This is a genomic window from Azospirillum sp. A1-3, from assembly GCF_023806445.1.
Lineage (GTDB): Bacteria > Pseudomonadota > Alphaproteobacteria > Azospirillales > Azospirillaceae > Azospirillum.
This window is the reverse complement of sequence record NZ_JAMSLU010000002.1, coordinates 490,001-510,465: the sequence shown is the minus strand read 5'-3', so window position 1 is coordinate 510,465 and position 20,465 is coordinate 490,001. Positions and strand designations below refer to the sequence as shown.

General features: G+C 65.3%; 19 protein-coding genes, 1 tRNA gene, 2 rRNA genes and 1 pseudogene (1 of these 23 cut by a window edge). 8 read left to right on the top strand and 15 right to left on the bottom strand.

What is annotated here, in order from left to right; translation table 11 throughout:
• Positions 1–40: 40 nt before the first annotated feature.
• Together M5E06_RS15760 and M5E06_RS15755 are read left to right on the top strand one after the other, a co-directional pair.
• A complete protein-coding gene (locus tag M5E06_RS15760) occupies positions 41–889 on the top strand; it encodes an SDR family NAD(P)-dependent oxidoreductase (RefSeq protein WP_502801984.1) in 849 nt (282 codons plus the stop codon).
• Positions 890–1,013: 124 nt separating this feature from the next.
• Complete coding sequence (locus M5E06_RS15755) at positions 1,014–1,907, top strand: AraC family transcriptional regulator (protein ID WP_252138963.1); 894 nt, start codon at positions 1,014–1,016, stop codon at positions 1,905–1,907.
• A gap of 201 nt (positions 1,908–2,108) precedes the next feature.
• Here the strand turns inward: M5E06_RS15755 and M5E06_RS35575 are convergent, their stop codons facing one another.
• A complete protein-coding gene (locus M5E06_RS35575; protein ID WP_286208823.1) occupies positions 2,109–2,237 on the bottom strand; it encodes a hypothetical protein in 129 nt (42 codons plus the stop codon).
• A 664-nt stretch (positions 2,238–2,901) separates the two neighbouring features.
• Positions 2,902–3,402 (bottom strand): hypothetical protein, encoded by a 501-nt coding sequence (locus M5E06_RS15750; RefSeq protein WP_252138962.1) that lies wholly within the window; start codon positions 3,400–3,402, stop codon positions 2,902–2,904.
• A 422-nt stretch (positions 3,403–3,824) separates the two neighbouring features.
• Between M5E06_RS15750 and M5E06_RS15745 the strand changes: the two genes are divergently transcribed.
• Complete coding sequence (locus tag M5E06_RS15745; RefSeq protein WP_252138961.1) at positions 3,825–5,702, top strand: ELWxxDGT repeat protein; 1,878 nt, start codon at positions 3,825–3,827, stop codon at positions 5,700–5,702.
• Positions 5,703–5,862: 160 nt separating this feature from the next.
• On the top strand, positions 5,863–6,138 hold the full coding sequence (locus tag M5E06_RS15740; RefSeq protein ID WP_252138960.1) for a hypothetical protein: 276 nt from the start codon (positions 5,863–5,865) through the stop codon (positions 6,136–6,138).
• A gap of 80 nt (positions 6,139–6,218) precedes the next feature.
• On the opposite strand, the gene M5E06_RS15735 is transcribed toward M5E06_RS15740, so the two are convergent.
• The 9 genes from M5E06_RS15735 to M5E06_RS15695 form a co-directional block, all read right to left on the bottom strand.
• Positions 6,219–7,778 (bottom strand): nitrite reductase, encoded by a 1,560-nt coding sequence (locus M5E06_RS15735; RefSeq protein WP_286208822.1) that lies wholly within the window; start codon positions 7,776–7,778, stop codon positions 6,219–6,221.
• 38 nt (positions 7,779–7,816) lie between these two features.
• Positions 7,817–8,320 (bottom strand): siroheme decarboxylase subunit beta, encoded by a 504-nt coding sequence (gene ahbB, locus M5E06_RS15730; RefSeq protein ID WP_252138959.1) that lies wholly within the window; start codon positions 8,318–8,320, stop codon positions 7,817–7,819.
• Positions 8,317–8,793: an AsnC family transcriptional regulator gene (locus M5E06_RS15725; RefSeq protein WP_252138958.1), complete on the bottom strand. Its 477-nt coding sequence runs from the start codon at positions 8,791–8,793 to the stop codon at positions 8,317–8,319. The genes ahbB (M5E06_RS15730) and M5E06_RS15725 overlap by 4 nt, the downstream gene beginning before the upstream one ends.
• Entirely contained in the window at positions 8,790–9,281 is a 492-nt protein-coding gene (ahbB, locus tag M5E06_RS15720; protein ID WP_252138957.1) for a siroheme decarboxylase subunit beta, read from the bottom strand. Before ahbB (M5E06_RS15720) ends, M5E06_RS15725 begins: the two co-directional genes overlap by 4 nt.
• 32 nt (positions 9,282–9,313) lie before the next feature.
• Positions 9,314–9,772, bottom strand: a complete 459-nt coding sequence (locus M5E06_RS15715; RefSeq protein ID WP_252138956.1) for an AsnC family transcriptional regulator — start codon at positions 9,770–9,772, stop codon at positions 9,314–9,316.
• Between the two features lie 14 nt (positions 9,773–9,786).
• Positions 9,787–10,992: a cytochrome D1 domain-containing protein gene (locus M5E06_RS15710; protein ID WP_252138955.1), complete on the bottom strand. Its 1,206-nt coding sequence runs from the start codon at positions 10,990–10,992 to the stop codon at positions 9,787–9,789.
• Positions 10,989–11,333 (bottom strand): c-type cytochrome, encoded by a 345-nt coding sequence (locus tag M5E06_RS15705; RefSeq protein WP_286208821.1) that lies wholly within the window; start codon positions 11,331–11,333, stop codon positions 10,989–10,991. Before M5E06_RS15705 ends, M5E06_RS15710 begins: the two co-directional genes overlap by 4 nt.
• On the bottom strand, positions 11,326–12,129 hold the full coding sequence (gene cobA / locus M5E06_RS15700; protein ID WP_252138954.1) for a uroporphyrinogen-III C-methyltransferase: 804 nt from the start codon (positions 12,127–12,129) through the stop codon (positions 11,326–11,328). The genes M5E06_RS15705 and cobA overlap by 8 nt, the downstream gene beginning before the upstream one ends.
• A gap of 77 nt (positions 12,130–12,206) precedes the next feature.
• Entirely contained in the window at positions 12,207–13,796 is a 1,590-nt protein-coding gene (locus M5E06_RS15695) for a cytochrome D1 domain-containing protein (RefSeq protein WP_353654345.1), read from the bottom strand.
• 258 nt (positions 13,797–14,054) lie between these two features.
• On the opposite strand from M5E06_RS15695, the gene M5E06_RS15690 reads away from it, so the two are divergent.
• The 4 genes and pseudogenes from M5E06_RS15690 to M5E06_RS15675 all read left to right on the top strand — a co-directional run.
• Complete coding sequence (locus M5E06_RS15690) at positions 14,055–14,756, top strand: Crp/Fnr family transcriptional regulator (RefSeq protein WP_252138953.1); 702 nt, start codon at positions 14,055–14,057, stop codon at positions 14,754–14,756.
• A gap of 3 nt (positions 14,757–14,759) precedes the next feature.
• Entirely contained in the window at positions 14,760–15,539 is a 780-nt protein-coding gene (locus M5E06_RS15685) for a cyclic nucleotide-binding domain-containing protein (RefSeq protein WP_252138952.1), read from the top strand.
• A 46-nt stretch (positions 15,540–15,585) separates the two neighbouring features.
• On the top strand, positions 15,586–16,803 hold the full coding sequence (gene nirJ, locus M5E06_RS15680; RefSeq protein ID WP_252138951.1) for a heme d1 biosynthesis radical SAM protein NirJ: 1,218 nt from the start codon (positions 15,586–15,588) through the stop codon (positions 16,801–16,803).
• Between the two features lie 464 nt (positions 16,804–17,267).
• Positions 17,268–17,390, top strand: a pseudogene (locus M5E06_RS15675) (transposase domain-containing protein); the annotation flags it as partial.
• A gap of 18 nt (positions 17,391–17,408) precedes the next feature.
• On the opposite strand, the gene M5E06_RS15670 reads toward M5E06_RS15675, so the two are convergent.
• From M5E06_RS15670 to M5E06_RS15655, 4 genes are all read right to left on the bottom strand, one after another.
• Entirely contained in the window at positions 17,409–17,693 is a 285-nt protein-coding gene (locus tag M5E06_RS15670) for a hypothetical protein (protein ID WP_252138950.1), read from the bottom strand.
• 40 nt (positions 17,694–17,733) lie between these two features.
• Positions 17,734–17,810 (bottom strand) — tRNA-Met (locus tag M5E06_RS15665).
• Between the two features lie 78 nt (positions 17,811–17,888).
• Positions 17,889–18,004 (bottom strand): 5S ribosomal RNA (gene rrf, locus M5E06_RS15660).
• 147 nt (positions 18,005–18,151) lie between these two features.
• Positions 18,152–20,465 (bottom strand): 23S ribosomal RNA (locus M5E06_RS15655) (it continues 431 nt past the right edge of the window).

Genomic DNA, 20,465 nt, shown 5'->3' with positions numbered 1-20,465 from the left:
ACGGGGGATCGCACCTCGCGTAAGGACCAGTCTCGGAGGATTGGGCAAGAACGGCCGACCATCCGGCAACTTCGATCCCGGCGAATCGGCGATAGTGCGTTCACCGCAATGCAACGCCTTCAGGAATTCAGAAATGACCAGCATTTCCATCGTCACCGGTGCCAGCCGCGGCCTTGGCCGCAACACTGCCCTCAGCATCGCCCGCCGCGGCGGCGACGTGATCCTCACCTACCGCAGCGAATCCGGTGCGGCCGATGCCGTCGTGGCCGAGATCGCAGCGGTCGGCCGCAGGGCGGTCGCCATCCAACTCGACGTCAGCGACGCCTCGGGCTTCCCTGCTTTCGTCGAAAGCGTCCGGTCGACACTGAAGTCGAACTGGGGCCGTGACCGCTTCGACCATCTCGTCAACAACGCCGGCCATGGCGAAATGGCGGCGTTCGCAGAGACAACCGAGGCGCAGTTCGACAGCCTCTTCAATGTGCACGTCAAGGGCGTGTTTTTCCTGACGCAGGCGCTTCTGCCGCTGCTGGCCAACGGCGGCCGGATCGTGAATTTCTCTTCCGGCCTGACCCGTATCTCGTTTCCTGGCTTCTCCGCCTATTCCGCGGCCAAGGGTGCCGTCGAAGTGTTGACCCACTACATGGCCAAGGAGTTGGGAAGCCGTGGAATCACGGCGAACACCATTGCTCCCGGAGCGATCGAGACCGACTTCCTGGGCGGCGCCGTGCGTGATACCCCGGCCTATAACGAGGCCTTTGCCGCCATGACGGCGCTGGGCCGCGTCGGCGTGCCCGACGACATCGGTCCGGCGGTCGCGAGCCTGCTGGGCCCGGACAACCGCTGGGTCACCGCGCAACGGATCGAGGTTTCCGGCGGTCAGAACATCTGAGCCTGATCGGAGCACCAAACCCGGTGGGAAGAACGTCCTTTGGGGAGCAGGCGAACGTCCATCCCACCGGGTTCTTCGCCCCGGATCGCCACCATGAACTGGTATCAGGTCGATGACTGATAGCTTGCTGGACACCGTGCGCCGGTACGCCCAGGCGCATGCCGACCGCGACGGCATTGCCCGAACGCCGATCCCTGGCTTGACGCTGATCCGGGAGACCGGCCCGACGCCGTTGCGGTATGCCGTCAGCCGGCCTCTGGTCGCGCTGGTGCTGCAGGGTGTCAAGCGGGTGAGCATGGGGGAATGCAGCTTCGAATTCGGCGCCGGCGAATCCCTGCTGATCGCCGCCGATGTGCCGACGGTCAGCCAAGTCACACGCGCCAATCCAAGCACGCCTTACTTCTCGCTGGTCATCGACCTCGATCTTGCGGTCATCGAAGCACTCGTCGCGGAAATAGGACCCGCCCCCTTCGCCGCCGGCAGGCCGGTCAGTATCAATCCAACGGAAGCGGAGGTGGTCGACTCCGCTCTGCGATTGCTGCGGCTGCTCGACAGGCCGGCCTCGGTGCCGATCCTGCAGCCGCAGTTGCTTCGCGAACTGCATTACTGGTTGCTCATCGGGCGGCACGGGGGCGCCATGCGCAGCCTGGGCGTCACCAACAGCCATTCGCGCCGGGTGGCGCGGGCGGTCGCCGTCATCCGTGACGACTTCGCCCGACCGCTTAGGGTAGAGCATCTGGCCGAGGTGGCCGGCATGAGCCCCTCCACCTTTCATGAGCACTTTAAGTCCGTCACCTCCCTGACGCCGCTCCAGTATCAGAAGCAGTTGAGATTGATCGAAGCGCGCCGGATGATGCTGGCGGATGGGGAACCGATCAGCAGTGCTGCCTATGCTGTCGGATATGAAAGCGTCGCTCAGTTCACGCGCGACTATGGCCGCATGTTCCGGCTGCCGCCAGCCCGCGACCTGAAAGCGGCCAGAGCGCGGATGCAGCCGGGAAATTTGGGATACGGATGACGCTGTTGCATCGAGCCGATGAGGCGAGCTGTCGCTCTTCACAGCGTATAGGATTTACGCGATGCGGACGGACTCCGGGCGTCCGAGTTCGAGCATGCGGTTGAGGACGAGGACGGCGACAGCGCTTTCGGTCTGCTGGCGGTCGTCGGTTTGGAAGCGGACACCGTTCCCGATCACGTGTTTGTAGCGGCTGAAGAAGGCCTACACGAGCGCGCGCAAGGTGTAGCCGGACTTTGCCTGCCACGCCATGCGGCCACCGTCGGCGCTGACGGCCTCGAAGGGCTCGGCGATTTGATCCAACAGGCCGCCGACCTGGGAAACGTCGTCCACATCGTGGTCCGTCAGAGTGGCCGCGACGATCCGGCCCGTCTCGGGTTACAGGCCAAGGTGTAGCTTCTTCCAGGCCCGGCGACGCTGGGTGCCATGCTTGGCGACCAGCCACCCAACGGGTGGACGGGGCGGCGATCGGGGAAACCAAGCGCTCCGGCACCAGCGCTCCGGCAGGGCCGTCAGACGTCGGCGGGTCGCCCACTCGGTCACCACCCGTAGCCCGCCGTCAAATCCTGTTGCCCTGAGTTCCCGCCATAGTTGGGCCCCATTGTGGCATCCTTCTCCTCATCGCCGTTCGAGAATGGCCAGATGAGCAGCCAGGATACTGCGGCGGGGACGGTGCACCTCCGGTTCGCCGCCTTGCAGGAACTTGCACACCGTTTCGCGGGCCAAGCCGAGCCGCCGGCTTATGCCTCGCGCCGAGACGCCCTCAATGCGCAACCGGACCACCTCCTTCTAGGTCGCGCGGCGCCGCTCCCAACCAGTCCATTGCCGTCGTTCGGCGTTGGTCATCGGCGGTGACGTGTCACCGGCTGTCTCCGTAACCCTGGCGATGGTAGCGGCCTCGGAGGAGATCTTTTGTGCCGCCGCGCGGAGCGTCGACTTATGCCGGTCCAGAATTGTCTGGACCGCCTGTCCGAGGTTCGCCAGCAAGTGCCATCGGTCAGCCACCGCCACGGCCTAGGGTGCGCCGCGACGGGCGGCATCGGCATAGATGGCTCCACGGTCGCGGCTGACCACGGCGATGTTCGGGCGCTTCTCCAGCCACCGGGCGGCGGTGTCCGCGTCGCGGTCGGGCAGCAGGTCGATGACCGCATGCTGTTCCAGGTCCACCAAGATGGTGCCGCGCGTTGACCACATAGGCGGCGATGACGCGGGCGCGTGACCCCGGCGCCGCCCGATGCTGGATCAGCACATAGAGCGGAACGGCAAAGGCTCCACCGGCCGTGGCGATGATGAACAGGTCGGCCAGCAGCGGCAGCGCCCGGGGTTGAACCAGCAGGGCCAGCGGCGACAACGGTTCCGCCGCGGGACCGATCGGCGTCAGCAGGGGCAGCACGGCACCCGCCAGGACGCTGACCAGACCGGCCAGGACGGCGCGGCCGGCGTCGGCAGTGGACGGCGTGCGACGGCTGAGGCCGGCGAGCACCGATCCGGCGGCCACGCCGCGCGCTCTCCACCTGAACGTTCTCCACCCGGGGACTCTCCATCCGGGGATCGTCGGGCCGAACGGCCGCCGGACCGCGGCTTGGGGACCCGGTGGAACGGCCGGTGGCGCTGTCGATATTCATAAACGGCCTGAAGGGCTTGGTTGGCAGGGCCAAGCAATTGTCCATTGGTTGCTCGCGGGGTCAACCCGCCCGCGCTGAAACCCACCCCAGCGGCACCTTCGCCAGTAGGCCTGGAAGGACGACGTCGACAACAGCATTTCCAGAGGGACAGCAGACGTAACATGTTGAAAGTCAAAGCAAAGTCATAATGCTGTTACTTTAAAAACAATGGGAAATCATGTCAGTCATTTACCCCAAATATGTCACAGAACATCTCGCGAATTACCGATCAATGCTTTCTCCGACTGGAGGGGTCATGGCGCAAACACAAATCGCTATTTTCACAGCCACAACGGACGACACGGGTACGGAGCTCTGGGTGACTGACGGCACGCCGTCGGGGACCCGTCTCCTCGCCGACATCAGGCCCGGCCAGCAGGGAAGCGCGCCTGAGGATGCCGTCGTCGCCGACGGCAAGATCTTCTTCACCGCCGATGACGGCATTCATGGCCGGGAGCTGTGGGTGAGCGACGGGACCGCGGCAGGCACCCGGATGGTTGCCGACATCATGCCGGGAGCGCAGGGATCCTCGCCATCGGCACTGACGGCGGCACAAGGCCGGGTTTATCTGCACGCAGATAGCGGGACCCACAGCGGGATCTGGAGTTCCAACGGCACTGCCGCCGATACCCGCTTGTTTCATGAGATGGCACCGCTCTCCCCATTGTCTCAAGGCATTTCCCTGGTCGGCATGACCGACGGACGGCTGGCTTTTCACGAGGGGGCGGCGTCCTGGGCCTCCAACCTCACTTTCATCAACGCCGACGGCAGCACGACAGCCTTCACGGACATCATCCCCGACAGCGGGGCTGTCCGCTATGCCGCCACGCCGGACGGGATCGTGGCGTCGGTCACCACGGTAATCGACTGGACCGGCAGCATGGAATGGCCGACCGCTGTCCGGCATTCGACCTTCTGGGCCACGGACGGGACGGCGGAAGGCACGCGGTACGTCGGCAACCTGACGATGCAGGGGTGGGACCTCGGTCGTGTCGTCGGTCTGCACGACGGCCAGGTGGTGTTCACAAGCGACATGGACGTCTACCGGATCGAACAGGGCAACGCCTCGAAGACCGGCGTGCTGGATGAAGCCACAGGTCAGATCAGCTTCCTCCCGGGACAGGAACTTACCAAGCCGCTGGGATGGCTCGACCAAGGGACGTCCGGCGAGGAGGGCGACCGCCTGCTCTTGCTGGACGAAAGCTATTGGTCGGGTTCCCAACGCCTCCTGGCGACGGACGGCACGGCGGGCGGGACCGTTGAACTCCACCAGAACAGCTGGATGTATCAGGACATCGCGATTGCCGGAAACCGGGCGTTCTTCCTGACGGACCAGAACGGAGCCGATCCCGCCGGGCTCTGGGTGACCGATGGAACATCCGAGGGCACGCACCACCTGGCGCCGATGGGGGGAGGAGCGTACGGTGACAAGTTGATGGGGGAACTTGATGGCCGCATGCTGGGTTTCGATCGCGACTATTCTGCCAACATCGATCGGTTTTTCCTGTCCGACGGCACGACGGGCGGTACCGTCGTGCTTGCCGAGCTCCCCCCCGGCACGGGGGCGGACTATTGGGATCATACGGCCAGGCTGCTCGGGGTCATCGCGGCGCCGGACGGCATCCGCAAGGGGTCCGAATGCGACGACACGCTGTGGGGCGAGGATGGTGCCGACCGGATCCACGGCCTGGGTGGCAACGACCGCATTCTGGCCGGCGCTGGGGATGACCGACTGAACGGGGGCGCCGGCGCGGACTATATCGATGGAGCGGACGGTGCCGATCGCCTCTACGGCATGTCCGGGCAGGACATTCTTGTTCCCGGAGCGGGACGCGACATCGTCGATGGGGGTACCGGCGACGATGTGCTGCTCGCCGAACGGGACGGCGAGAGCGACCAGTTCTTCTTCGCACCCGGCAGCGGCGCCGACGTGCTGACAGCCTTCGACCCGCATCTGGACATCCTCATCCTGAAGGGGTTTGCGCAGGACGTCGGCACCGCGGCGTGGCGGGTGGAGCACGTGACAGACCTTGGAGATGGGGTGCGGGTCGATTTCGGCGGCGGCGACAGTGTCCTCGTCCTGGACACGACGGCGCATGACCTGCGCTTCACCCTCATCGACCCGATCATCTGACAGGAGCGCCAAGCTCCGGAGCGTCAACCTGGATCCGGCGACAGATCCTGGGCTGGTCGCCAAGCATGGCACCCAGCGTCGCCGGGCCTGGAAGAAGCTACACCTTGGCCTGTAACCCGAGACGGGCCGGATCGTCGCGGCCACTCTGACGGACCACGATGTGGACGACGTTTCCCAGGTCGGCGGCCTGTTGGATCAAATCGCCGAGCCCTTCGAGGCCGTCAGCGCCGACGGTGGCCGCATGGCGTGGCAGGCAAAGTCCGGCTACACCTTGCGCGCGCTCGTGCAGGCCTTCTTCAGCCGCTACAAACACGTGATCGGGAACGGTCTCCGCTTCCAAGCCGACGACCGCCAGCAGACCGAGAGCGCTGTCGCCGTCCTCGTCCTCAACCGCATGCTCGAACTCGGACGCCCAGTCTCTGTCTGCGTTGTGTGATCAGGGCCACCAACCCGCCAGCATCAGTTTTTGCTGCCTCCATGCAACTGCCTCCCGCCGGAGTTCCCAAAGCGGTTTGCTCAATGGCTAGTCCCTTCGGAATAGCGTGTTTTGTTAAAGACATTGTATTTCCCCACCGGCTTGCGCATGGGCAGACGCTTGACCTCCTCGAAGCTGGCGGTGTCGTAGACCACCAGGGCGCCATCATCCTCCCAGATGCTGACCAGCGCGTGGCGGCCGTCGCGGGTGAACTCCACATGCGACGCAGTCTTGCCCGGTGACGGGACCAGCGTCCGGACGATTTCCAGCGTCCGCTTGTCGATGATTTCGATGGTGTCGCGGCGCGGGCTGAGCGAGGCGTCGGTCCAAGCGTAGGGCGTCGCCTCGTGGCTGCGCATGAAGAAGCCGGGGCCGAGCGTGTCGATGCGCCTGACCGTCTTCCAGTTCTTCATGTCGATGACGCTGACCGCCGCCCCCTTCAGATGCGGCGTCGCCATCACCCGCCGGCCGTCAAGCATCCAGCTGATACCGGACCCCAGATGCGGCATGCCGGGCAGGTCGACCTCGGCAATCCTGCGGCCTACCGCCAGGTTGACCACCTGCCCCTTGCCACCGTCGCGCGACGCACCGATCACATTGGCATAGGACGGATCGAAGAAGAAGTCGTCGAGCGGCTCCTCTAACTCAATCCGCCGCACCGCGAACAGGCCGTGCTGCGCGCCCACCGCTTCCACCATGCCCTTCTCATAGCTGTGGACGAAGCCGTCATAGACCGGGCCGGCGTTCTCGTCGGTGGCGATCTCCCAGATCTCCGGCACGTCCTTCAGGGCGAGGATGAAGCTCTTGCGCGGTGGCGCGGCGTAGACGGCGCTGACCCGTGCGCTGCCCTTCGGTGTGACGACCGGGATTGTCTTCAGCGGTGTGAGATCGCGAGCGTCGAGCAGGACCAGCGTGCGCGGCAGCGTATTGCCGACGGCGACGAAGCGGCCGTCGGCCGACACTGCGATGTTGCGGGTGTTGATGCCGGCCCGGATTTCCGCCACCGGCACCAGCCCATACAGGTCGTAGACCGACACCCAGCCGTCGCGCGAGGCGAAATAGGCCAAGCGGCCGTCCGGCGAATATTTGACCCCGCCATGCAGGGCGAAGCGGCTGGGGAAGCGGGCCAGTGGCTCGAAGCTGTCGCCGTCGAGGATGGTGACATGATGGTCCCCGGCCTCGACCACGGTAAAGAGGTTCAGCGGATCGGCGTTATGCACAGGCTTGGTAACCAGCGCCGCGTGGGGCGTGTGGATGATGTGACTGGCGACCATGTCGGCCTCGGTCCATGCCGGTTCCTGGGCGGGAGGGGCGAGGACATAGGCGGCGAGATCGGCGATCTCCGCCCCGCTCAGCCGGTCAGCGAATCCGGGCATCTGGGTAGCGGGCCGGCCCCCGGCGATCAGCGCAACGGCGTCGGCCGGCTTCATCCGCCCAAGATTGTCGGGAAGCAGCGCCGGGCCGATGGCGCCCAGCCGGTCGCCGCCATGGCAGGCAGCGCAATGCTCGGCGTAGCGGGCGGCGGGGCCCTCCTGCGCCGGAGCCGTTCCCGGCAGCAGGGCGATGAGCGCCGCCATGGCAAGGACGATGCGTGCGTGCATAGGGAATTTCCGGCGAAAGGAGAGGAGATGGCAACCGGTCACGCTGACAGGCGCAGGCCGGTCTTCTTGAGGATGCGGGTGCTGTAGAGCACGGCATGGCTGCGGCTGCGCCCTTCCAGCAGGTCGGCCATCGCACCGATGCGGGCCTCGACCTCGGCGCGGTCTCTGGCATGGACCATAGCGAACAGCGTGTAGGGCCAATCCGGCGGATGTGCCGGACGGCGGTAACAATGGGTGACGAAGGGCTGAGCGGCCAGCAGACGCCCAGCCTCGTCGATGACGGCGTCCGGAACCTCCCACACGCTCATCCCGTTGGCGGCATAGCCCAGCCGGTAATGGTTCGGCACGGCGGCGATACGGCGGACGATCCCGGTCCGCAGCATCCGCCCGAAACGGGCGATCACCTCCTCTTCGGCGATGCCGAGCCGGGCGGCCAGCGCGGCGTAGGGTCGCGGTACCAGCGGCAGGCCGGCCTGCGTTTCCACCACCAGCCGGCGGTCTACGGCATCGAGTATGGTCATGTCGGACGTGGACTCGGTCATGCCTCGAACCTCAGATCCAGCGCGTATTCGGCGAGCTTGGGAAAAAGCCGGACGGCAAGGCCGGTTCGTGACTCGATGGCGGCAGCCACCTCCACCACCCGTTCCGGCGTCTCGGTGGCGAGGACGAACCACAGGCTGAGCGCGTGGTCACGCGCATAGTTGTGGGCCACCTCCGGGAAGCCGTTCACCAGCGACGCCACCGCGTCGAATCGCTCCGCCGGCACTGCCATGGCGGCGAGCGACAGGCCGCCGCCCATGCGCTCGGCGTTGTAGAGCGGCCCGAAGCGGCTCAATACCCCGGCCGCGCCCAGTGCGGCGATGCGGTCGATCACCGTGTCCTCATCCAGGTCAAGCTCCGCCGCCACGTCGGCGAAGGGACGGGAGGTCAGCGGCAGCCCGTCCTGCAGGCGGTTGATCAATGCCCGGTCGATGGTGTCCAGAAGGGGGTCCAGGGTGGCGACAGGTTGCATCATGTCCTCCCGTCCCGGCCATAGCAGGGGGCCGTCTGCTTAAAGCGGCGGACGGTGAACAACAGTTCCCGCGGCAGGTCGGTCAGGCCGCAGACGGCCGCCAGATCATCAACCAGCATACGCACCTCGTCGCGGCTGCGGCCATGGATCATGGTAAAGAGGTTGTAGGGCCAGACCGGTGGACGGCGCGGACGGCGGTAGCACAGGGACACCCCGCGCCGGCAGCCGAGCGCCGCCCCCACCGCGTCCACCCGCTCGTCCGGCACGTCCCACACCACCATGGCGTTGGCGGTGAAACCAAGTGCCGCGTGATCGACGATGACGCCGAAGCGTGACGCCGCGCCATTCTCCACCAGTTCGCGGATGGCGGCGATCACGCCGGCTTCCGATTGGCCGATGGCCTGCCCGATCGCCAGGAACGGCCGGGCCACCAGCGGCAACCCTTCGCGCAGCCGGCGCAGCAACCGGTCGTTCTTCTCGGGCAGGCTCACGGGCCGCGTCCGCTCCGCAACCGACGCCCTGCTCAATTCCATAGCGGGAACCCCAGATCCAGATGATAACCGTGCTCCAGCGGCAGGTCGAGCACGGGCAAGCCGGTCTCGGACTTGATCTCCGCCAGCACGGCGCGCACGCGCTCCGCATCGGCGGCGGTGACGACGAACCACAGGTTCAGCCGGTGCTCGCGTTCGTAGTTGTGGTTCACCTCCTCGAAACGCCCGACCAGTGCTGCGACGTGGGCCAGATCGCCGGGCGGCACCGCCATGGCGGCAAGCGTGCTGGCCCCCACTCTGTGTGGCCGGAAGGTGGCGCCGATACGGGCGACGGCACCGGCGGCGGTAAGGCGCCTCAGCCGGTCGAGGATGTCGGCCGGCGTGCTGCCGAGCCGGGCGGCCAGTTCGGCGAAGGGGCGCGGGACCAGGGGGAAGCCGCGCTGGAAATCGTCGAGCAGGCGGCGGTCGGTCGGATCCTCGATGGTGTCCATGATTGGATGCTCCGTCACAGGCCGATGCGGTGGGCGCGCGCGGTGAAGAAGATGCCACTCGGCTTGTCCGCCGGTAGCGCGACGACCTCGGCGAAGCTGGCGGTGTCGTAGACGCGCACGCAATCCAGGTCGCGCACCGACACCCAGACCTGCTCCCCGCGAGGCGTGAATTCCAGATGCAGCACACCCGGCCCCGGCTCCAGCGTCCTGACCACGCTGGCCGTCGGCACGTCGATCACTTGCACGAAACCGTTGTCGGGCAGCGCAAAGTTGACCCAGACCTGCCGCCCGTCCGGCCGCGCCATGACGAAGACCGGCTGCCCCTTCACCGGGATACGGGCGGTTTCGGTCCAGGTTGCGGTGTCGACCACCAGCACCTCGTGACGGCCGACCGCCGGCAGGTAGAGCCGCCCGCCGGCCTGAGCCCAGCCGCGCAGATGCGGCATCTTGTAGACCGGCAGCGGTTGCTCGCCCCGGCCGTAACCGTCAAGGATGCGGCGCACCCCGGCGTCGGGGTTCCACAGGTCGAGCAGGGCGAGCCCGTCCTCGCCGAAAAGACCGGCGATGTAATGGCGCCCGTCCGGCGTCACCAGCCCATCATAGGGCTGCCGCCCGATGCCGGTGTATTTGCGCAAGGCCGGCTGCGCCGGGTTCGACAGGTCGGCGATCCAGATTTCGCCGGCGTCGTACAGCGTGAAGACGAAGCGGTTGCCCGGTGCGTCGGCCAGCCCGACCACCTTCGACCGCGCCGTTCCGTCGCCGTAGGTCGCCGGGATGTCGGCCACCAGCTCCAGCGTCGCGGCGTCGAAGACCTTCACCCCGCCGGGCTCGTAATTCTGCACGGCGACCAGCCGGCCGTCCTGGGAGATGGCGCCGCCAATGCTGTTGCCGGCCTGCTCCACCCGCTTGACGACCGTCGCGGTCAACAGGTCCAGCTTGTTCAGCCCGCCGTCGCGGCCAAAGACATAGGCGTAGCGCCCGTCGCGGGAGAAGACGGCGGCGGCGTGCGACAAATCGCCCAGCCCTTCGATCTCGGCCAAGCGACGGCGGCCGCTGTTCTCCACCAACAAGACACGGCCGATGGCCCGTTCGATGACGATGCCGAGATCGCCGGTTCCCCGCAGTTCGGTTTCGGCGGCGGCCGGAAGGCCGGACAGTGCCAGCCACGCGGCGATCAGCGACGCGGCCCAGCGGAGGACGGTCGGACGGTGTAAGGTCATCGGTCGAGTCCTCCGGTCAAGCGGTTGACAATCCAGAGCGCCTCGTCCTCGGAGAGCAGACCGCGCCAGGGCGGCATCGGCGTGCCGGGAATCCCGTCCAAGACCACGGCGGCCAGCGCCTCCGTCGATTTGCCCACCAAGTCGGCCGGCAGCAACGGCCGGCCGAGCCCGCCCTTCAGCGTCATGCCATGGCAGGAACCGCAATCCTGCCGGACCAAGCGAGTCAGCTCCGCCTGCCGTGACGGGGTGATCCCGGTTGCGCTTGCGCCAGCGGCAGCGAAATTGACGGCTGCTGCTGCGAGCGCGAGCCCGGAAAGATGGCGTCCAGTCCGGCTAACCATTGAGAGCCCTCCGGAGACAAGAGGACGTTGCCGGCGACGGGGCGGCGATCGGCTCCGGAGCCCATGCCAATTGCGGGGCGAGGGACACGACGCGGCCGATGATGGTCAGGCAGGGCGTCGGCGGTGACAGCGCCGCCACCCGCTCCGGCAGATCGCCCAGCGTCCCCAGGCATACGATCTGGTCGACGGAGGTCCCGCGCGACACCACGGCTGCGGGCGTGTCCGCCGGCAGGCCGGCCGCCACCAGCTGCGCCCTGATTTCGGCGAGATTCAGCAACGCCATGTAGATGACGAGCGTCGTGTCCGGATCGGCGAGGCTCGCCCAGTTCAGCGACAGCTCGGCGTCCTCGCGGCAGTGGCCGGTGACGAAGCGCACACCGGTGGCGAGCCCGCGATGGGTCAGCGGGATGCCGGCATAGGCGCCGCAGCCGCAGGCGGCGGTGACGCCGGGCACGATCTCGAAAGGAATGCCGTGCGCGGCGACGGCCAGCGCCTCCTCGCTGCCGCGCCCGAAGACGTAGGGGTCACCACCCTTGAGGCGGAGGACGCGGCGTCCGGCCAGCCCCAGCCGGACCAGCAGGGCGTTGATCTCATCCTGCGACAGTGTGTGGCGGCGTGGCGCCTTGCCGACGAAGATGCGATCGGCGTGGCGCGGGATCAGGTCGAGGATACGGTCCCCAACCAGACGGTCGTAGACCACGGTTTCGGCAGCCTCGATCAGGCGCATCGCCTTCACCGTCAGCAAATCCGGGTCACCGGGACCGGCCCCCACCAGATAAACCCGTCCGACTGCCATGGCGCCCTCGATCGTCAGGAATGGGATAGGGAGAACGGGCGGCGGCACACGGCCGTCGCCCGTTGCGTCCGGTGGGGTCAGTAGATGTCCATCTTGGTGTTGTAGACGTTGAACTTACCGGTCGGCGTGATCAGGCGCGGATCTTTGATCACCTGCTTCAGCTTGCGGGTCTTGTCGTCGACCACGACGATCGCCGACTCCTGCTCCTTGCCGTTCCACACGGAGAACCAAACCTCGCCGCCGTCCTTGTCGTATTCGCCCTGCACGACGCGGTGCGCGCCGCCCTTGACGCCGGACCATTCGACGATCGGCAGCACCTCGAAGCCCTTGCTCAGGTCACGGGTGTCGAACACCGCCACCGAGGAATGGATGGCCTCATCCGGGTTCAGCGGCGTGTCGACCCACAGATTGTTGGATTTCGGGTGGGTCTTGATGAAGAGGGAGCCGCCGCCCTGGCCGTCGATGGTGCCCACCACCTTCCAGGCATACTCCTTGTGCTTTTCCGGATCGGTGCCGATCAGCGAGATCTTCTCGTCGCCAAGATGGCTGGTCGCCCACACCGGACCGAATTTCGGGTGCACGAAGTTGGCCCCGCGGCCGGGATGCGGCGTCGCGCCCTTGGTGTCCACCAGGGCGGCCAGCTTATCCTCCTTGGTGTCGACCACGGCGATCTTGTTACGGGCATTGGCGGCGACCAGGAAATAGCGGCCGGTGCTGTCGAACCCGCCGTCATGCAAGAAGCGCTCGGCCGGGATGCTGGTGACCTTCAGGTTGGTGATGTCCTGGTAGTTCACCATCAGGATCTGGCCGGTCTCCTTGACGTTGACGACGAACTCCGGGTGGAAGTGCGACGCCACGATCGAGGCCACGCGTGGTTCAGGATGGTATTCCTGGGTGTCGACCGTCATACCGCGGGTGGAGACGATGTTTTTCGGCTCCAGCGTGTCGCCGTCCATGATGACGTACTGGGGCGGCCAATAGGCGCCGGCGATCGCGTATTTGTCCTCGAATCCCTTGAACTTGGAGGTCTCGACCGAGCGCGCCTCCAGGCCGATCTTGAGCTCGGCGACCTTGGTCGGCTCCGCCGCCCACAGGTCGGTCAGGTCGATGCGCCCGTCGCGGCCGATGGTGAAGAGATAGCGCCCCGACGCCGACATGCGTGAGATGTGCACGGCGTAGCCGGTCGGGATCACCTTGACGATCTTCTTGGACTTGCCGTCGATCAGCGCCACCTCGCCGGTGTCACGCAACGTGACCGCGAAGAGGTTGTCGAGGTCGAGGGTGTTCATCTGCTTTTTCGGCCGCTGGTCGACCGGTACATGCACCTTCCAGCTCGCCCGCATCTCCTTCATGCCCCATTCGGGGGGCTGCGGCGGCTCCTGCATGACATAACGGGCCATCAGGTCGACCTGCTGCTCGGTCAGATCGCCCGAGGTGCCCCAGTTCGGCATGCCGGCCGGAGAGCCGTAGGTTATGAAGGCCTTCAGGGATTCCAGGCCGCGTTCGCGCGTGATGTCGGTGGTCAGCGGCTTGCCGGTGGCCCCCTTGCGCAGCACGCCGTGGCAGCCGGCGCAGCGCTGGAAATAGATTTCCTTTGCCTGCTCGAACTCCTCCTTGGTCATTGGTGGCGCGACCTCCTCGGCGGCGGCCGGCCTGCCCCCCTGCATCGCCAGCACCAACCCGACTGCGGCCGTGAACAACAAGGCCTTGCGCATCATGTGGCTTCCCCCTCGTGAGCTTTCGGTGTGCCCCCGATCCTGGCGCGGTTCCGGCCCACAATCCTTGACTTTGGTTAGTTGGCTCCTTTTCCCGCAGCCCAATTCTTAACGGTGAACGGGCCGGAGGACTTGACGACGGTCAAGCCGCCGCACCGGCAAGGCCTCTATCGTTGGCCATCGATACCGGCAGGCAAGCGAGGTGCCGATATGGACAGCGCGCTCGCGCGGACCATCGCCGACAGCCCTGTGCTCGGGCAGTTGTCGGAAGCCGACCGTACGCATCTTCTGACCTACAGCAGCGAACGGACGTTCGTTCAAGGAAGCGCCCTGTTCCTGCGCGCTCAGCCGGCGACCGCCTTCTATCTCGTGCTGAGCGGGACCGTCGGGCTGACCGTGGCCGAGGACGGCACCTGTTCGAACGTCGTCGACATCGTCGGGCCGGGCCATCTGGTCGGCGAAGATGCCGTGCTCGATTGCGGTCGGCACGCGACGAGCGCCTATGCCCTGCTGCCGGTGACCGCCGTCGCCATCCAGGCGGAGCCGTTCTTCGCCCATCTCCAGGACCGGTTCGAGGTGGTGCAGGCGATGATGGCCGGGGCCACGGCGCGGCTGCGCGGCCTGATCCATGAAATCACCGAGTTAAAGCTGCAGTCCACCACCCGGCGGCTCGCTGGCTATCTGGTTCGGCTGGCCGGAACGCAGCGGGGCCGGGTGCACATCGTCCTTCCCTGCGAAAAGCAGTTCCTGGCGGAACGGCTGGGGATGAAGCCGGAAAGCCTGTCCCGCGCCTTCGCGAAGCTGCGCGCACAGGGCGTGCATTCAGGTCGGCTGGACGACGTCGACATCGACGACATGGAGGCACTGCGCCGATTCTGGCAGTCCAGCACCGATCCTTCGTGGGATGACTGAACCATGTCTTGCGTGCTCGCCCGTCTTCATGCCGATTCCAGCGGCGTCCGCGACGCAGAACCGGCCCGATCCCCCGTCCGATGCCGCGGCCGCCTGTGCCGCCGCGGCCTTGACCTGCCGGCGATCCGCAGCCTGCCGCTGTTCGAGAGCCTGGAACCGGCCGTCATCTGCAGGCTGCTGGGGAACTCCCCGGTGGAGCTCCACCCGCGCAACAGCCCGCTGTTCCAGGCCGGAGACCCGGCCCACGCCTTCTTCATCGTGCTGAGCGGCCGGGTGAAGCTGCTCGCGCTGACCGAGAGCGGCCGCGAGAGCATCGTCGAAACCGTCGAGCCGGTGTCCAGCTTCGCGGAGGCCGCCATTTTCGCCGGGGTCTACCCCGTCGCCGCCGAGGTGGTGGAGAAGGCCGAACTCCTGCGCGTCGGTGCACGCGGGTTCCTCGCCGGCCTTCGCGCCAACCCGGTCGCCGCCTGCTGCATGCTGGGGTCGCTGCTGCGCTGGGAACGGCGGCTCGCCGGGGAGGTGCGCCGGCTGTGCAGCCGAAGTCCAATGGAGCGGGTGGCGGCGTTACTCGTCTCGCTGGCCCCGCAGGTGAGCGGCGAGACTGTGATCGTCCTGCCCATGAAGAAGCTCGTCATCGCCAGCCGCCTCGGCATGGAGCCGGAGTCCCTGTCCCGCGTGCTGGGACGCCTGCGTGAATTCGGCGTGCACACCCAGGGCCGTACCGTGCGCGTCGAGGATGTGGCCCGCCTGCATGCGCTCTGCGCTCCGCCGCCGCGCGCCTGACGTCCGACTGCCGCCCTTCGCTATCGCCACCGCAAGGACCCTTCCGATGTTCCGTCTCAGCCAGTTCATGCGTGTGCTCGTCGCCCCCCCATCGGCGCAGCCGATGAAAGGTCTGACATCGGCGCAGCCGGCGAAGCGTCCGGGGCCGTCATCGCCGTCGGGCCCGGTGGTGATCTGGAACCTCGTGCGACGCTGCAACCTATCTTGCATGCACTGCTACTCCTTTTCAGCCGACCACGACTTCCCCGGCGAGCTATCAACCGCCGAGGCGTTCCGCGTTCTCGACGACCTGAAGGCGGCGGGCGTGTCGGTGCTGATCCTGTCGGGCGGCGAGCCGCTGATGCGCCCCGACCTGTTCGACATCACGCGGCGGGCCAAGTCGTTGGGCTTCTATGTCGGGCTGTCCAGCAATGGGACGCTGATCGACCGGACGCGGGTCGATGCCATCGCCGCCGCTGGCTACGATTATGTCGGTGTCAGCCTGGACGGACTGGCCTCCACGCACGACCGCTTTCGCCGTCGCGCCGGCGCCTTCGACGAGGCGTTGCGCGGCATCCGCCTGTGCCGGGACGCCGGGCTGCGGGTCGGTCTGCGCCTGACGCTGACCGAGCAGACCGCGGCCGACTTGCCGGCACTCCTGGCCCTGATGGAGGAGGAGCGGATCGACAAGTTCTACCTGTCGCACCTGAACTATGCCGGGCGGGGCAACGCGTACCGCCGCATGGACGCGATGAAGGAGACCACGCGGGTTGCGATGGGGCGGCTGTTTGAAACGGCTTTAGCCGACGCCCAGGCCGGACGGTCGCGGGAGATCGTGACCGGGAATAACGATGCGGATGGCGCCTTCCTGTTGATGTGGGCGGCGGAGCGCCTTCCCGAGCGCCGCGCCGAGCTGGAGCGGCGGCTGGTCCGTTGGGGCGGCAACGCGTCGGGCGTCGGCATCGCCAACATCGACACCCAGGGTGACGTCCATCCCGATACCATGTGGGGACATCACACGCTGGGCAATGTCCGCACACGCCGCTTCGCTGATATCTGGAGCGACCAATCCGATCCCATCCTTGCTGGGCTGAAGCAGCGCCCGCGCCCGGTCACAGGACGTTGCGCCAGTTGCCGCTTTTTAGCGATCTGCAACGGCAACACCCGCGTGCGTGCCGAGAAGTTGACCGGTAATCCTTGGGCCGAGGACCCCGGCTGTTATCTAACCGCGACGGAGATCGGGAGGCCCGGTACTGGAACAGAAGCGTCCGTGCCTAACCTGTGACGTGGCACCAGAGCAGGATGTTGGTGCACAGCTTAGCGTTGCGCACTTGGGCCGAATCCGATTACCCTTGGAAGTGTTGGGGGCAACACTCCAGCGCAATCAAGTCCATAGGATGCGGGACCTCCCTTCCTGGGTCGGCAATGCACACCAGACGATGGGAGCGGTAATGCGGAGCAGAACGCGCATCATCACCGCGATGAGTGACGTAAACCCGCTCCGGAGTCTTTATGGCGACGCGCTTGGGGGTCAGCTCGCCAAGCACAATGAACCGGGAGCCGATGCCCCCAGGCCGCTACCGGCCCAGAGGACCTCGCCTTCCCCGGCCAGAATGTCGCGGATGCCATGCCAAGCGCGTTTGGACGCCGATCCAAAGTTGTGTCCCACTCTGGATCAGAATCGCAGCGGCCGAAGGTCCTGGCCTGCACCAGGAATGCGGATGGCCCAAACTTCATTCGGCCTTTACAAAGCTCAACGGCCTCGATCCACAGGCCTACCTACGCCTTGTGCTCGGCTGCATCGCGGATCACCCGATCAACCGTATCGCCGATCTCCTGCCCTGGAACATCACCATTCCAGAGCAGGGGTGAACGGCGCCGGCAACCCATTCACGCCGCAGTCGCCAGACGACACTTACTGCGGACCTGACGTCGGTCCTGCTGCACCCCCTGCTGTCGAACCTCTACCGCCGCAAAGTGGAAGCGCTGGAGGCCGCTCTTGCTGGCGGCGAGGACAGGGCGGAGGCGATGGAGATGGTGCGGATCATGATCGACCGCATCGTCCTGACGCCCTCCCCTGCCGGGGCCGGGCTGGACGCCGACCTGCACGGTGAGCTGGCCGGCATCCTGGCGGTCTGCGAGGGCGCCGCTCAGCTGCGCAAGGCCCAAACGCACGAACGCCCCGGCTCTTTCGAACAGGGGCGCCGAATGTCGGTGGTTGCGGGGGCAGGATTTGAACCTGCGGCCTTCAGGTTATGAGCCTGACGAGCTACCGGGCTGCTCCACCCCGCGGATGTCCTTGATATGGGGTGACGGACGATGAAGATGCAAGCTTATGCTTCTGGATTGAGCGTCTCTTGAGGCTTGGTGACCTGGCGGCGACCTACTCTCCCACGTCTTAAGACGCAGTACCATTGGCGCGGAGGCTTTTCACGGCCGAGTTCGGGATGGGATCGGGTGTTTGACACCTCGCCATGACCACCAGGTCACCAAGGCTCAAGACCGACGCTTTATCCGAAGCATGTGCTTGTTCAGTGCAAGTGAGGGGGAGGATGTATCGAACTGGCGGTGTTGCGTCAAGCAGGGCCTTTCCAAGCAGGCTTGCTGCTGCGCATGGCGCGGTTGTGTGGGGTGAGATCAAGCCGATCGAGCGATTAGTAAGGCTTAGCTTCGAGCATTGCTGCCCGTCCACATGCCTCCTATCGACGTGATGGTCTTTCACGGCTCTCAAGGGAGCTCTGGTTTAGAGGTGGGTTTCCCGCTTAGATGCTTTCAGCGGTTATCCCGTCCATACTTAGCTACCCGGCCATGCCACTGGCGTGACAACCGGTGCACCAGAGGTATGTCCATCCCGGTCCTCTCGTACTAGGGACAGATCCTCGCAAAACTCCGACACCCACGGCAGATAGGGACCGAACTGTCTCACGACGTTCTAAACCCAGCTCACGTACCACTTTAATCGGCGAACAGCCGAACCCTTGGGACCTGCTCCAGCCCCAGGATGTGATGAGCCGACATCGAGGTGCCAAACGACTCCGTCGATATGGACTCTTGGGAGTCATCAGCCTGTTATCCCCGGCGTACCTTTTATCCGTTGAGCGATGGCCCGTCCACGTGGAGCCACCGGATCACTATGGCCGACTTTCGTCTCTGCTCGACTTGTCAGTCTTGCAGTCAGGCGGGCTTATGCCATTGCACTCGACGAGCGATTTCCGACCGCTCTGAGCCCACCATCGCGCGCCTCCGTTACACTTTGGGAGGCGACCGCCCCAGTCAAACTACCCGCCATGCAGGGTCCCGGACCCGGGTAACGGGCCACGGTTAGATGCCAGAGACTTCAAGGGTGGTATTTCAAGGATGGCTCCACACGAGCTGGCGCCCATGCTTCCAAGCCTCCCACCTATCCTACACATGAAGTCCCTAGCACCACTGCAAAGCTGTAGTAAAGGTGCACGGGGTCTTTCCGTCTGACCGCGGGAACTCCGCATCTTCACGGAGAGTTCAATTTCGCTGAGTTGGTGTTGGAGACAGCGGGGAAGTCGTTACGCCATTCGTGCAGGTCGGAACTTACCCGACAAGGAATTTCGCTACCTTAGGACCGTTATAGTTACGGCCGCCGTTTACCGGGGCTTCAATTCAAGGCTTGCACCTCTCCTCTTAACCTTCCGGCACCGGGCAGGCGTCAGACCCTATACGTCGCCTTGTGTGGCTTCGCAGAGCCCTGTGTTTTTAGTAAACAGTCGCTACCCCCTGGTCTGTGCCCCCCGCCATGGCTTGCGCCACAACGGGGCCCTCTTCTTCCGAAGTTACGAGGGCAATTTGCCGAGTTCCTTCAACACCATTCTCTCAAGCGCCTGGGTATACTCTACCAGTCCACCTGTGTCGGTTTGGGGTACGGTCTATACGGCGGGGCTATTTCCTGGAACCGGTCCACAGCATGTCCAATCCGATAAGGACATACACGCTTTCCGATCCGTCACCTCCGCCAGGCCCACGAATATTAACGTGGTTCCCATCGACTACGCCTTTCGGCCTCGCCTTAGGGGCCGGCTCACCCTGCGTGGATTAACCTTGCGCAGGAACCCTTGGACTTTCGGCGACAGTGTTTCTCACACTGTTTGTCGCTACTCATGTCAGCATTCTCACTTCCGATACCTCCAGGCGGCCTCACGGACACCCTTCGCAGGCTTACGGAACGCTCCGCTACCACGTGATCGAAGATCACATCCGCAGCTTCGGTACACGGCTTGAGCCCCGATACATTTTCGGCGCAGGCCGGCTTAACTAGACCAGTGAGCTATTACGCTTTCTTTAAAGGATGGCTGCTTCTAAGCCAACCTCCTGGTTGTCATGGCCTTCCCACATCCTTTCCCACTTAGCCGTGATTTGGGGACCTTAGCTGGCGGTCTGGGCTGTTTCCCTCTCGACGATGGACCTTAGCACCCACCGTCTGTCTGCCGGACTGCACTCTGCGGTATTCGGAGTTTGGTTAGGTTTGGTAAGGCTCGCGCCCCCCTAGCCCATCCAGTGCTCTACCCCCGCAGGTGATATCCGACGCGCTACCTAAATAGCTTTCGCGGAGAACCAGCTATTTCCTGATTTGATTGGCCTTTCACCCCTAGCCACAGGTCATCTCCGACTTTTTCAACAGGCGTGAGTTCGGTCCTCCAGTGCGTGTTACCGCACCTTCAACCTGCCCATGGCTAGATCATCAGGTTTCGGGTCTAAAGCATGCAACTCGGTCGCCCTATTCAGACTCGCTTTCGCTGCGCCTCCACCTACCGGCTTAAGCTCGCTGCATACTCTAAGTCGCTGACCCATTATACAAAAGGTACGCCGTCACCCCATGAAGAGGCTCCGACTGCTTGTAGGCATCCGGTTTCAGGAACTGTTTCACTCCCCTTGTCGGGGTGCTTTTCACCTTTCCCTCACGGTACTGGTGCACTA

Excerpts from the sequence above, each read along its gene's own strand:
- M5E06_RS15725 (WP_252138958.1), bottom strand. The coding sequence starts at position 8,793 with ATGATGCAACCTGTCGCCACCCTGGACCCCCTTCTGGACACCATCGAC.
- cobA (WP_252138954.1), bottom strand. The coding sequence starts at position 12,129 with ATGGCAGTCGGACGGGTTTATCTGGTGGGGGCCGGTCCCGGTGACCCG.
- ahbB (WP_252138959.1), bottom strand. The coding sequence starts at position 8,320 with ATGACCGAGTCCACGTCCGACATGACCATACTCGATGCCGTAGACCGC.
- M5E06_RS15710 (WP_252138955.1), bottom strand. The coding sequence starts at position 10,992 with ATGACCTTACACCGTCCGACCGTCCTCCGCTGGGCCGCGTCGCTGATC.
- M5E06_RS15690 (WP_252138953.1), top strand. The coding sequence starts at position 14,055 with ATGGACAGCGCGCTCGCGCGGACCATCGCCGACAGCCCTGTGCTCGGG.
- M5E06_RS15685 (WP_252138952.1), top strand. The coding sequence starts at position 14,760 with ATGTCTTGCGTGCTCGCCCGTCTTCATGCCGATTCCAGCGGCGTCCGC.
- M5E06_RS15695 (WP_353654345.1), bottom strand. The coding sequence starts at position 13,796 with ATGCAGGGGGGCAGGCCGGCCGCCGCCGAGGAGGTCGCGCCACCAATG.
- M5E06_RS15705 (WP_286208821.1), bottom strand. The coding sequence starts at position 11,333 with ATGGTTAGCCGGACTGGACGCCATCTTTCCGGGCTCGCGCTCGCAGCA.
- nirJ (WP_252138951.1), top strand. The coding sequence starts at position 15,586 with ATGTTCCGTCTCAGCCAGTTCATGCGTGTGCTCGTCGCCCCCCCATCG.
- M5E06_RS15715 (WP_252138956.1), bottom strand. The coding sequence starts at position 9,772 with ATGGACACCATCGAGGATCCGACCGACCGCCGCCTGCTCGACGATTTC.
- M5E06_RS15735 (WP_286208822.1), bottom strand. The coding sequence starts at position 7,778 with ATGCACGCACGCATCGTCCTTGCCATGGCGGCGCTCATCGCCCTGCTG.
- M5E06_RS15745 (WP_252138961.1), top strand. The coding sequence starts at position 3,825 with ATGGCGCAAACACAAATCGCTATTTTCACAGCCACAACGGACGACACG.